The following is a 12,645-nucleotide window of genomic DNA, read 5'->3' as shown; positions in this document are numbered from 1 at the left end:
CGAAACTCCTCGGGTCAGTTGCGGCCGCGAAAGCGCGTCGGTCATCAGGCAGATGCCCTGATCGACGGCCCTAACACGAACTCCATCAGCACGAACAGGATAACCAGGAGCACAAGGGAGGCCAGGTCGATGCTCACGGTACCAATTCGCAGCGGAGGGATCACACGCCTCAACGCGTTGAGAGGGGGATCAGTGACGCTCCACACGGATTCCAATCCTGCCGATGCTCCACGCCCCGGTTGCCAGCGACGGCCGTACTGCAGGACGGCGCTCAACACGAACCGGGACAGAAGAAGGAGCAGGAAGACATAAAGGATCAGGTACAGCACTTGCAGTAAGATCGACAACACGGTCAGCGACGTCCCTCGGTCGGGCGGGGTCAACTCAGACTGAAAAAGCCGCCCTCAGCGATCTTGGCTTTGTCCTCAGCCGTGACCTGGACGTTAGCCGGTGAGAGCAGGAACACCCGATTGGTCACGCGCTCGATCGTACCGCGCAGGCCGAACGCCAGTCCGGCGGCGAAGTCCACCAGACGGCGGGCATCGGCCTCATCCATCTCGGTGAGATTGATGATCACCGGGACCCCGTCACGGAAGTGCTCGCCGATGGTGCGCGCCTCCCGGTAGGTGGTGGGGTGCAGCGTGGTGATCTGGTAACGCTGCTCCTCCTCGGGCAGGGCACGCTCACGCGACGTGACCTGCGGCGCGAGGGCAAGGTTGTCCCGCGTGTGGTAGGTCAGCGCGCCGGAGGTCTCACCCGCCGACGACCTGGTGATCGACCGTACGCTGGACCGCTCGACCCGCTCCGGACGCTCACCGTCACCGCGCTCGGCCTCGCTCAACCGCCCGCTCGGCCGCTCGGAGAGTCGACCCCGCCCGCTGTCGCGCGGCCGGGGAGCCGGCGGCTCCTCGGTGTCGTCCTCGTCGTCGTCGGCGAACTCCTCGGCGTACCGGCTCTGCCGGTAACGCGAGTCGCGGTAGCCACCCTTGTCGTAGCCACCGTCGTCGTAGGCCCGCTCGTCGTCTTCTTCGACCAGACCGAGCCAGACCCCCGCCTTGCGCAGTGCACCCATCCCGCGCCCTTCCGTCCGCCGTGCGGCACGCGCCCCCGTGCCATGTCGCCCGTCGCGAGTGGACAACCATGCCCATCGGACCGGAACGGCAATCCCCCCGGCACGCGATTCGCGTCGCGCGCCACGACCCCCGACTAGGAGACGCCCGCCCCTGAAACAACACTGATGTAATTTGCTTGTCTCGCGGTCAGGCTACCGCAGCGTGGGACGCATTCCGAGCAACGCGCTACCGACGCGGACATGTGTCGCGCCATAACGGATCGCGATTTCGAAATCTCCGCTCATACCGGCGGAGAGCGCTGTCGCTCCCGGATGGACGGCCCGAAACGCGTCGGCAACCTCCGCGAGCCGGGCGAACGCCCGCTCCGGCTCCCACCCCAGCGGAGCGACCGCCATGAGACCGACCAGACGTAGCCCGGGCGCGGCGGCGACCGCCTCGGCCACCGGCTCCAACCCGGCGCCCGGATCCGCCGAATCGGGCAGCGCTCCGCCCCGGGCGGCGTCGCCGTCGATGCTCACCTGGATCAGGGCGTCGAGCGGCGTCTGCCGGTCGGCGGTCGCGGTGGCCAACGCCCGGGCCAGCCGGACACTGTCGACGGAGTGCACCACGTCGGCGTACCGGACCACCGAGCGGGCCTTGTTGCGCTGCAACTGGCCGATGAAGTGCCAGCGGGGACGCACCCCGGCGGCGGCCACCTCGGCGGCCTTGCCGGCTGCCTCCTGGTCGCGGTTCTCCCCCATGTCGGTCACCCCGAGCCCGGCCAGCGACACCACGTCGCTGGCCGGGTAGGTCTTCGTCACCGCGATCATCGTGACGTCGGCGCGGTCCCGGCCAGCCTGCGCGCAGGCGTCATCGATCCGGGACCGAACCTGTGCCAGACCGGCCGCGAGTTCGGCGTGCCGATCCGGTCGTACGGTGGCTGAGCTGTCGGTCATCGGCGGTGCTCAGGACCCGTTCTTGAGGAAGTCGGGAACGTCCACGTCGTCGAAGAGCACGCGACGCGGCGACTGGGCCGGAGCCGGGTTGGTGGCCGGCGCGGGCGGCGGGGTGCTCTGCGGTGCCGGCTGGTTGGTGTTGGACTTGCGGGTCGGCTCGGCCGCCTTGTACGCGGGCGTGCCGCCGTCGAAGCCGGCCGCGATGACCGTCACCCGCACCTCGTCACCGAGCGCGTCGTCGATGACCGCGCCGAAGATGATGTTGGCGTCCGGGTGGGCCGCGTCGGTGACCAGCTGGGCGGCATCGTTGATCTCGAACAGACCCAGGTCGGAGCCGCCGGCGATGGAGAGCAGCACGCCCCGCGCGCCGTCCATGCTCTGCTCCAGCAGCGGGCTGGAGATGGCCGCCTCGGCCGCCTCGACCGCGCGGTTCTCGCCGCGGGCGCTGCCGATGCCCATCAACGCGCTGCCGGCGCCGCTCATCACGCTCTTGACGTCGGCGAAGTCCAGGTTGATCAGACCCGGGGTGGTGATCAGGTCGGTGATGCCCTGCACACCCGAGAGCAGCACCTGGTCGGCCGTGCGGAACGCGTCCATCATGCTGATGTTGCGGTCGCCCAGGGCCAGCAGCCGGTCGTTCGGGATGACGATGAGCGTGTCGCACTGGTTGCGGAGCTCGTCGATCCCCGTCTCGGCCTGCACCTGGCGGCGCTTGCCCTCGAAGGAGAACGGCCGGGTCACCACACCGATGGTCAGTGCGCCGAGCTTGCGGGCGATGTTGGCCACCACGGGCGCGCCACCGGTGCCGGTGCCGCCGCCCTCGCCGCAGGTCACGAAGACCATGTCGGCGCCCTTGAGCACTTCCTCGATCTCGTCGCGGTGGTCCTCGGCGGCGTTCTTGCCGACGTCCGGGTTGGCCCCGGCCCCCAGGCCGCGGGTCAGCTCCCGGCCGACGTCGAGCTTGACGTCGGCGTCGCTCATCAGCAGCGCCTGGGCATCGGTGTTGATCGCGATGAACTCGACGCCCTTGAGCCCAACCTCGATCATCCGGTTGACGGCGTTGACGCCGCCACCCCCGATGCCGACGACCTTGATGACCGCCAGGTAGTTGTGCGGAGGTGTCATCTCCGGTCCTTTCCTTCGAGATTGGCTTCGGCCGACCGGGTACGGCGTGGCCAGACCAGCGGCCGACGACAGCTGTCACCAGCGAGGGTCAGGGGTGAACCCTAACCCTCTACTAGAGGCTTACAGTTATGTCAACCACTGAAGCTCTTCGGGGCAACGTAAGCGCCACCGCCCGATGAGCCAAGGACCCGGACGGCGTGTCGCCGAGCGGAGCGTGTCGGGTCACGTCCCGCGCGCTCACCGGTCAACGAAAGGTCACCACGTCCGGCGCGCTCACGTCGATCCGATCGGTGTCCTCGTCGAGCAGCGCGGTGGCCACCCGGGCCTTGTCCGTGCCCCGGGTCGCGTCGCCCCAGACGACCGTCCGGTCCCCCCGCAACCGCAGGCTGATCCGGGCCAGCCCCTCCACGTTCACGTCCACCAGCTCCGTGCGCAGTTGCGGCGTCAGCGCGACGAGCACCTCCAGCGCGGCCCGGGTGCCCGGATCGTCGGCCGCCGGACGGGCCACCGTCACCTGCGGCAGCGCGGCGGGGCGTCGCTCCACCGTCCGGAACGCCACCCCACTCCTGTCGATCAGGGCGAACGCCTCGCCCTGCGGCACCACCGCCACCGCCGTCCGCTCGGTCACCCGCACCACGAGCGCGCCAGGCCAGTCGCGGGAGACCGTGGCCCGCTCGACCGCCGGCAGCGCGCCGACCCGCCGGGCGGCGGCGGCCAGGTCCACCCGGGCCAGCGGCACCCCGTCCGGAACGCCGACCGCGTCGTGCACCTGCACCGGAGTGACCAGGTCGGCACCCTCCACGCGCACCTCGCGTACACCGAACAGCCCGGTGCCGAGCACCGTCCAGGCGACCAGCCCGGCCAGGGCGAGCACCCCGGCGGCCACTGCCCACGGCAGCGCCGCACGCATGCGACGCTGCCGGGCACGGGCCATGAATCGGCGGGTCGAGGGCGGTACCGCGTCGCTGCCCGCCCGGACCAGCTGCCACCGGCGGGCCGGGCCCCGGCGCGGGGCGCCACCGTCGGCGGCGCTGGTCCGCCCTCGGGCCGGGCCGGGACTCATCCGGCCGCGGACGCCGAGCCGCCGGGCACGGCGGTGCCGCCGAGAGCCGCGCCGTCGCCACCGGACGTGGCCCCACCCGGCACCGGATCACCGATCGCCGGGGTGGTGGCCACCGGGTCGACTGTCGCGGTCGGCGCCGAGCCGCCCGTACGCTCACCCAGGGCGACCAGCAGCTCGTCGCCCATCAGCGAGATCGGCGGGGCGCCCATGGTGACCACCACGTCCCCGGAGCGGGCCCGACGGGCCACCTCGACCGGGGCCTGCTCCCACGACTCCACGAAGACCTTGCGGTCGGCGGGCAGATCCACCGCAGCGATCAGCGCCGCCGAGCCCTCGCCGGGCTGACGCAACTCACCCGGCCCGAACACCTCCAACAGCACCACCTCGTCGGCGATGGCAAGCGCCTCGGCGATCTCCGCCTGGTTGTCACGGGTGCGGTAGAGCCGGTAGGGCTGAAAAACGACGATCAGCCGGCCGTCGCCGGCGACCTCGCGCAACGTCTGGTTCGCCAACGTCATCGAGGTCGGGTGGTAGGCGTACTCGTCGTAGACCAGCACGCCGTCCGCGACACCCTTGCGCTCGAAGCGCCGTCGCACCCCGGGGAAGACCGCCAGCGCGGCCTCCGCCGCCTCCAGCGGCAGCTCCAGCAGGTACGCGGCCAGCACCGCGGCGGCGCTGTTCAGCCCCATGTGCCGCCCCGGCACCGGCAGCCGGAACTCGCCGAGCGACCGGCCGTCGATCGCGGCCAGGTAGCGCACCCCACGCGCGGAGGAGACCATCTCGGTCAACCGCAGGTCGGCGTCGGCCGCCTCGCCGTAGGTGTACACCCGTCGGCCCTCGGACCGCAGGCTCTCGGCCAGCCGCCGACCGCCCGGGTCGTCGGCGCAGGTGATGATGAACCCGTCCGGGTCGGTGAGGCGGCCGAACTCCACGAACGCCGCCTCCAGCGTCGCGTAGTCGCCGTAGGTGTTCAGGTGGTCCGCCTCGACGTTCGTGATGATCGAGACGTACGGGCGGTAGATGAGGAACGAGCGGTCGCTCTCGTCCGCCTCGACCACGAAGTGCTCGCCGGTGCCGTGGTGGGCGCCCGAGCCGACCTCGGAGATCTCCCCGCCGATCACGAACGACGGGTCCACACCGGCCTGCTGGAGCACCATGGTCACCATCGAGGTGGTGGTGGTCTTGCCGTGCGTGCCGGCGACCGCCACCGCCCGACGGCCGGTCATGGCCGCGGCGAGCGCCTCCGAGCGGTGCAACACGCGCAGGCCGCGGCGACGCGCCTCGACCAGCTCCAGGTGGTCCTGTGGGATGGCCGACGAGTAGACGACGGTGTCCACACCGTCGAGGTTGGTCACCTCGTGGGTGAGGTGGATGGTGCCGCCGAGCGCCCGCAGGCCCGCCAGCGAGGGCCACTCCCGCAGGTCGCTGCCGGAGACCCGGATGCCGCGGGTGAGCAGCAGGCGGGCCACGCCGAGCATGCCCACCCCGCCCACTCCGATCAGGTGGACGGCGCCCAGGTCCTCGGCGGTGAGCGTGCCGGCCGGGGTGAACTGCGCGGTCATCGGGCCACCGCCGCCAGCACGAAGGAGCGCAGGGCCTCGTCGCCGTCGCGCCGGCCGTACGACCCGGCGGCGGCGCCCATCGTGTAGAGCCGCTGCGGGTCCCGGATGAGGGGGATGACGGTCCGCTCCAGCCAGTCCGGGGTGAGTTCCCCGTCGTCGACGAGCAGCCCACCGCCGGCCTCCACCACGGGCAGCGCGTTGCGCCGCTGCTCCTGGTTGCTGTGCGGGTACGGCACGTAGATCGTGGGCAGCCCGATCGCGGCCACCTCGGCGACCGTCATCGCCCCGCCCCGGGCGAGCATCAGGTCGGCGGCCGCGTAGCCCAGCTCCATCTCGGACAGGTACGGCAGTGTCACGTACGGCACCGGCAGGTCGGTGGGGATCGGCACCGGCTCGTTGCGGGCGCCCATCACGTGCAGCACCTGCACGCCGTTGCGGGCCAACTCCTTGGCCGCGCCGGAGACCGCCAGGTTGATCGAGCGGGCGCCGGACGAGCCGCCGGACACGAAGAGCACCGGCAGGTCCGGGCGGAGCCCGAAGTGGGCGCGGGCGGCGTTACGCAGCGCGTACCGGTCCAGACCCGCGATGCTGCGGCGCAGCGGCACACCGACGACTGTGGCGTCCCGCAGCGACTCGGCCTGGCTCGGCTGGTTCGGGAAGCCGACGGCCACATTCTTGGTGAACTTCATGCCCAGCTTGTTGGCCACGCCCGGCGGCACGTTCACCTCGTGGATCACCATGGGCAGCTCACGACGCCACGCGGCCAGGTAGGCCGGCACCGAGACGTACCCACCGAAGCCGACGACCACGTCGGCGCGCACCTCGTCGATCACCTTGCCCGCGGCGCGCGCCGCGGTCCACATCCGGCCCGGGGTACGGACCAGGTTCATGTTGACCGAGCGGGGCAGCTGGTACGCCGGGATCTGCCGCAGGTCGTAGCCCTGCGGCGGGATCAGGTCGTTCTCCATGCCCCGGGGTGTGCCGAGGCAGGTGATCCGGACGCCCGGGTCGTGTCGGCGCAGGCAGTCGGCGAAGGCGAGCAGCGGGTAGACGTGCCCCCCGGTGCCACCTCCCGCGAGCACCACCGAACGCAGCGGACCCATCAGCGTCTCCTCTCGCTCGCCGTACCCTTGCGGCTGCGGTCCTGTCGGACCCCGCGCGGCGCGGCCTGATCGTCATGGCGCCGCTCGCGGGACCGGGGCACGGACCCTCGGCCAGCGGGCGGCGTCGCCGGTCGGCGACGCCGGCCGGGAAGCGGCGGCAACGGGGCCCAGAGTAGTCGGACCCACCGGGCCGGCGGACGGGCATGCAGTGCTCTGGCCGCATCGGGTTCGGCACGTGCGAAGGACGCCAGCATGCCGATGCCGGCCAACGTCACCACCAGGGCACTTCCGCCGTCGGAGATGAACGGCAGCGGCAGACCGGTGATCGGCAGCAGCCCGACCACCCCGCCGATGTTGATCACGGCCTGGCTGACCAGCCAGGTGGTCACGGCCGTGGCGGCGAGCCGGCGGAACGGGTCGTCGACCCGCCGGGCGATCCGGAACCCGGTGTACGCGATGACAGCGAACAGGCTGAGCACCACGACGCACCCGATCACGCCCAACTCCTCGGCGATGATCGCGAAGATGAAGTCGTTGTGCGCCTCGGGCAGCCAGTCCCACTTCAGGCTGCCCTTGCCAAGCCCGACACCGAACCAGCCACCGTGCTCGATGGCCAGCCGGCCCTGGTAGAACTGGAGACAGTCGCCGAGCTTGCAGGTCTCCGGGTCCGGCGGGTTGAAGAACATGGCCAGCCGGGCGAAGCGGTAGTTGTCCGCGCCGCGCTCGCCGGAGCCGGCGCCCAGCGAGGCCACCGCGACGAGCAGGCCGATCCCGACCAGACCGGCCGCGGCCAGGGCGCCGAACACCCGCATCCGCACGCCGGCGGCCCAGAGCAGGCCCACGACCAGGGCCAGCAGACAGAGCATCGTGCCGGTGTCGTTGTAGCCGACCAGGACGAAGAGCAGGCCGACCACCGGGAAGAGGGGTGTGGCCAGCTCGCGCCACCAGCCCAGCGCGGCGCCCTTGCGGGCGACCAGGTGGGCACCCCAGAGCACCATCGCGAACTTGGCCAACTCGGAGGGCTGTAGCTGGATCCCGCCGACGAACAGCCAGTTCAGTCGCGCCTCGATCGGGCCGATCCGCCCCGAGTCCTGGTCGGTCAGCCGGGCGTAGGCGAGCAGCAGGTTGAGCAGGAGCAGCAACCCGATCGAGGTGAACAGCAACGGCCGGCCCAGCGACCGGTAGGTGCTGGCCGGCAGGCGCTGGCAGACCCAGAACGCGCCGATGCCAATCATCGCGAAGATGGCCTGCTTGGTCACCGACGCCGAGGCGTTGCCGTCCTCGGCGTAGTCCTTCACGCTGGTCGCCGAGAAGACCATGGTCAGCCCGATCAGCAACAGCAGGCCGGCGCAGGACAGCAGCAGATAGTAGGAGGTCAGCGGCCGGTCCAGCAGGCCGCGCAACGCGGCGAGCCCGCCGGCCGCGTCGATACCGCGCAGCGGCGCGGGCGCCGCCGGTTCCGCACGCGGCGACGCGCCCGGTTCCGGCCCCCGCGCGTCGTCGGTTGGTACCGCCTCCGCGGTACGCCCCGCCGCGCCCGGCGACCGCCGCGCTCGCCCGCCAGCCCTGCCCTCAGTGCCGATGTCCTCCCCCACCCCGACATCATCACCGCTAAACACGCCCGACACCCCCAGAACGCCCCCTCGGGCGTGTCGGCCCCGCGGATCAGGTCATGTTGGCGAGGAACTCGCTGTAGAACAGGCCCAGGGCGATGGCCACGCCGATGCCGGCGATGATCCAGAAGCGCACCACGATGTTGACCTCGCTCCAGCCGGCCAACTCGAAGTGGTGCTGGAGCGGGGACATTCGGAACACCCGTTTACCTGTGGTCTTGAAGGAGATGATCTGGATCACCACGGACATCGTGATGATCACGAAGAGCCCACCGATGATCGGCAGCAGCAGGATGGTACGGGTGGACATCGCCATGCCGGCGATCAGACCGCCCAGCCCCAGCGCCCCGGTGTCGCCCATGAAGATCCGCGCCGGGGACGTGTTCCACCACAGGAAGCCCACACAGGCCCCGGCCGCCGCCCCGGCGATCAGCGCGATCTCCAACGGGTCGCGGACCTCGTAGCAGTACGGCTGGGTGTAGTTCGGGTCGGCGCACCAGTGCCGGTACTGCCAGAACGCGATGAGCGCGTACGCGGCGAGCACCATCACCGACGCCCCGGTGGCCAGACCGTCCAGGCCGTCGGTGAGGTTGACGCCGTTCGTCGCGGCCATCACCACGAAGATGAAGATGATCACCGCGCCGACCTTGCTGACCTCCAGGAAGTCGATGTCCCGGATGAAGCTCAGCGTGGTGCTGCCCACCGTCTCGGTGTTGGTCGCCAGGCCCGAACCGTTTGTCATCGTGCTCGGGAACCACAGCGCGATCACCCCGAAGACCGCGCCGACCAGGATCTGGCCGAGCAACTTGCCGCGCTTGTTCAGCCCGGCGCTGTTGCGCTTGCGCACCTTGAGGAAGTCGTCGAGGAAACCCACAGCGCCGGAGAAGACCATCAGCCCCAGCAGCACCAGCGCGGTGATGGTCGGCTCCACCTGGGCGATCTGCTGGTCCGGCAGGGTGGTCAGGGCCAGGTGCCCGGCCACGTACGCGATCACCGTGGCCAGGATGAAGACCACGCCACCCATCGTGGGCGTGCCCTTCTTGCCCTGGTGCATGGCCGGGCCGTCGGACCGGATCGGCTGACCGGCCTTGAGCCGGGTGAACACCTTGATCGCGATGGGGGTGCAGAAGAGCGAGACGATGAAGGCCACCCCGATGGCGACGATGACCGCCCTCATCGGGTCGGCTCCCCACCGGCGTCGGCGCGCAGGGCGTCGGCCACCTCCCAGGTCCGGTACCGGGAACCCTTGACCAGGACGACGTCACCCGGTCGTAGCTCGTTCCGCAGCACCTCGACGGCCGCCGCCTGATCGGTGAGCAGCACCGACTCTCCTCCCCAGTTCGCTACAGCTGTCGCGCCTTCGTGGATCGGCGCCGCCGGCTCGCCCACCACGAGCAGCCGGTCGACGCCCAGCTCGGCCGCGAGTCGGCCGACCTCGGCGTGGCCGTCGTACTCGAACGGGCCCAGCTCGGCCATGTAACCAAGCACCGCGACGGTACGCCGCCCCTGACCCATGCTCGCCAGCGCCCGCACCGCGACCGCCATCGAGGCCGGGTTGGCGTTGTACGAGTCGTCGATCACGGTCACCCCGTCGGGACTGTCGAAGACGTCCATCCGTCGGGTCGAGACCAGCCCCAGGTCGCCGAGCGCCCCGGCCAGCTCGGCCAGCGGCATACCCAGCTCCCGGGCGACCGCGGCCGCGGCGAGCGTGTTCCCGACCTGGTGGCGGCCGGCCAGCCGGAGCCGCACCGGCGCGCGCCCCTCCGGGGTGACCAGGGTGTACGACGGGTGCCCTCGCTCGTCGAGCGTGACGTCCTCGGCGCGCACGTCGGCGTCGGGCGCCTCGCCGTAGCGGACCACCCGGGCCCGCGTGCGGCTCGCCATCGCGTCCACCCGCGGGTCGTCGGCGTTCAGCACCGCCAGCCCGTCCGGCGGCAGCGCCTCGACCAGTTCGCCCTTGGCCTGCGCGATGGCCTCCTGCGAGCCGAACTCACCGATGTGCGAGGTGCCGACGTTGAGCACCACGGAGATTCGGGGCGGCACCAGCTCGCACAGGTAACGCACGTGCCCGATCCCGCGCGCGCCCTTCTCCATCACCAGGTAGCGGGTGTCCGGATCTGCCTGCAGGGCGGTGTACGGGTGCCCCAGCTCGTTGTTGAACGAGCCGGGTGGCGCCACCGTGGCCCCGAGTCGGGCGGTGAGCTGACCGATCAGATCCTTCGTGGTGGTCTTGCCGGACGAGCCGGTCACGCCGATCACGGTCAGCCCGGGCAGCCGGTCCACCGCGGCGCGGGCCAGTCGGCCCATCGCGGTCAGGGCGTCGTCGACAAGCACCATCGGCACCCCGGGCACCTCGCGGCTGCCGAGCACCGCCACCGCGCCGGCCTGGATCGCCGTCGCCGCGTAGTCGTGCCCGTCGACCTTCTCCCCCGGGAAGGCCACGAACAGCGAGCCGGGCCCGACCTTACGCGAGTCGAACTCCACCGAACCGGTGACGGTGGCGGTCGGGTCGGCGGCCACCAGCCGCCCGTCGACCGCCGCGGCCACCTCGGCCAGGCTCAGCGTGATCACCGCTGACCCGCCAGGTCCCCGAAGCGGGCCCGCAGCGCCTCGGCCAACTCGATGCTGTCGTCGAACGGAAGCACCTCGCCCGCCACCTCCTGGCCGCGCTCGTGCCCCTTGCCGAGCAGCGCGATCACGTCGCCCGGCTCGGCCAGCCGAACCGCCTCGTCGATCGCGGCGCGGCGGCCCGCCACCTCGATGATCCGCGCGGCCGTGCCGGCCCGGTACGCCCCGGCGAGCACCTCGGCGCGGATCTCCCCCGGATCCTCGGTACGCGGATTGTCGTCGGTCACCAGCACCACGTCGGCTCCCTCCGCCGCGGCGGCGCCCATCACCGGCCGCTTGCCCCGGTCCCGGTCTCCGCCGGCGCCGATCACACAGATCAGTCGGCCGGCGCTCAACTCGCGCAGCGCGGCCAGGGCGGCGACGATCGCGTCCGACTTGTGCGCGTAGTCGACCACCCCGCGCACCGGCGCGACCACGTCGACAAGCTCCAGCCGGCCCGGCACGCCACCGCAGGCGGCCACACCGGCCGCCGCGGTCACCGGGTCCACCCCGGCGCCGACAAGTGCGGCGATGGCCAGCAGCGCGTTGGCCACGTTGTGCCGGCCGGGCAACGCGACACCTGCGGACAGGGCCGCGCCGTTCGGGCCGTGCGCGGTGAAGCGCTGCGCGTACCCCTCGCCGCCCACACCGTCGGCCCACCAGGTCGCGCCCTGGTCGCCGGCCGCCGAGTAGGTGACGGTGGTCGGCTTGAGCAGCGGCTTCAACGCCGGGTCGTCGTGGTTGAGCACCTCGACCGCGCAGCGCCCGTCGAAGAGCTGGGCCTTCGCGGCGAAGTAGTCGTCGCTGTCGGTGTGGAAGTCCAGGTGGTCGGAGCCGAAGTTGGTGTAACCCCCGACGGCGAACCGCACCCCGCCCACCCGGCCCATGGCCAGCGCGTGGCTGGAGACCTCCATGACCACTGCGGTGACCCCACGCTCGCGGGCGGTGGCCAGCATGGCGTGCAGGTCGGTCGCCTCGGGGGTGGTGCGCACACTGTCGATCACCAGATCACCGAGCCGGGTCTCCACAGTCCCGACCAACCCGGTGGTGTGCCCAGCCGCCCGCAACCCCGACTCGATCAGGTACGCGGTGGACGTCTTGCCGGCGGTGCCGGTCACCCCGATCACGGTGAGGTCGGCGGTCGGGTCGCCGTAGACGGCCGAGGCCAGCTCGCCGAGCACGGCGCGCGGGTCGGGCACCACCAGGGCGGGCAGGCCGCTCGCCGCCGCCAGTTCCGCACCCGCCGGGTCGGTCAGCAGGGCCACGGCACCCGCCTCGGCGGCGCCGGCGGCGAACTCCGCGCCGTGCCGACGGGCGCCGGGCAGCGCCGCGTACAGGTCGCCGGCGCGCACCTCCTGGCTGGCATGGGTGACCCCACCGACGACCACCTCGGCGGCCTCCGCCGGAAGGTCGACGGCGAGCCGGACGGCGAGATCACCGAGCCGAACTCCGGTCACGGTACGTGGACGTGGATTGCCGGGCACGGCGTCAGACCCTACCCGGTCGTCCGGTTCCGGCCGCACAGCCGCCCCGGTGGTTCGTCGGCACTCACCGATGATGTCCC

11 protein-coding genes are annotated in these 12,645 nt (G+C 71.7%); all 11 read right to left on the bottom strand.

Annotation, left to right across the window (positions count from 1 at the left end):
* Positions 1-44: 44 nt before the first annotated feature.
* Entirely contained in the window at positions 45-350 is a 306-nt protein-coding gene (locus ACLQ3B_RS02495) for a YggT family protein (protein ID WP_030334503.1), read from the bottom strand.
* 29 nt (positions 351-379) lie between these two features.
* A complete protein-coding gene (locus tag ACLQ3B_RS02490) occupies positions 380-1,072 on the bottom strand; it encodes a cell division protein SepF (RefSeq protein WP_425776944.1) in 693 nt (230 codons plus the stop codon).
* Between the two features lie 192 nt (positions 1,073-1,264).
* Positions 1,265-2,008, bottom strand: a complete 744-nt coding sequence (locus ACLQ3B_RS02485) for a YggS family pyridoxal phosphate-dependent enzyme (RefSeq protein WP_425776942.1) — start codon at positions 2,006-2,008, stop codon at positions 1,265-1,267.
* 9 nt (positions 2,009-2,017) lie between these two features.
* Positions 2,018-3,133, bottom strand: a complete 1,116-nt coding sequence (ftsZ, locus tag ACLQ3B_RS02480; RefSeq protein ID WP_425776940.1) for a cell division protein FtsZ — start codon at positions 3,131-3,133, stop codon at positions 2,018-2,020.
* 244 nt (positions 3,134-3,377) lie between these two features.
* Positions 3,378-4,196, bottom strand: a complete 819-nt coding sequence (locus tag ACLQ3B_RS02475) for a cell division protein FtsQ/DivIB (protein WP_425776938.1) — start codon at positions 4,194-4,196, stop codon at positions 3,378-3,380.
* Positions 4,193-5,758, bottom strand: a complete 1,566-nt coding sequence (gene murC / locus ACLQ3B_RS02470; protein WP_425776936.1) for a UDP-N-acetylmuramate--L-alanine ligase — start codon at positions 5,756-5,758, stop codon at positions 4,193-4,195. Before murC ends, ACLQ3B_RS02475 begins: the two co-directional genes overlap by 4 nt.
* Complete coding sequence (gene murG, locus ACLQ3B_RS02465) at positions 5,755-6,861, bottom strand: undecaprenyldiphospho-muramoylpentapeptide beta-N-acetylglucosaminyltransferase (protein ID WP_425776934.1); 1,107 nt, start codon at positions 6,859-6,861, stop codon at positions 5,755-5,757. The genes murC and murG overlap by 4 nt, the downstream gene beginning before the upstream one ends.
* Positions 6,861-8,291, bottom strand: coding sequence for an FtsW/RodA/SpoVE family cell cycle protein (locus ACLQ3B_RS02460; protein WP_425778010.1), 1,431 nt, complete (start codon positions 8,289-8,291; stop codon positions 6,861-6,863). Before ACLQ3B_RS02460 ends, murG begins: the two co-directional genes overlap by 1 nt.
* A gap of 235 nt (positions 8,292-8,526) precedes the next feature.
* A complete protein-coding gene (mraY, locus tag ACLQ3B_RS02455; RefSeq protein WP_425776933.1) occupies positions 8,527-9,651 on the bottom strand; it encodes a phospho-N-acetylmuramoyl-pentapeptide-transferase in 1,125 nt (374 codons plus the stop codon).
* Positions 9,648-11,045 (bottom strand): UDP-N-acetylmuramoyl-tripeptide--D-alanyl-D-alanine ligase, encoded by a 1,398-nt coding sequence (locus ACLQ3B_RS02450; RefSeq protein WP_425776931.1) that lies wholly within the window; start codon positions 11,043-11,045, stop codon positions 9,648-9,650. Before ACLQ3B_RS02450 ends, mraY begins: the two co-directional genes overlap by 4 nt.
* Positions 11,042-12,604, bottom strand: a complete 1,563-nt coding sequence (locus ACLQ3B_RS02445) for a UDP-N-acetylmuramoyl-L-alanyl-D-glutamate--2,6-diaminopimelate ligase (protein ID WP_425776929.1) — start codon at positions 12,602-12,604, stop codon at positions 11,042-11,044. The genes ACLQ3B_RS02450 and ACLQ3B_RS02445 overlap by 4 nt, the downstream gene beginning before the upstream one ends.
* Positions 12,605-12,645 lie beyond the last annotated feature (41 nt).

Origin of the sequence: Micromonospora sp. DT53, assembly GCF_049841535.1 — a bacterium.
In the GTDB taxonomy this organism is placed as follows: domain Bacteria; phylum Actinomycetota; class Actinomycetes; order Mycobacteriales; family Micromonosporaceae; genus Micromonospora.
This window is presented reverse-complemented; position numbering and strand designations above follow the sequence as displayed.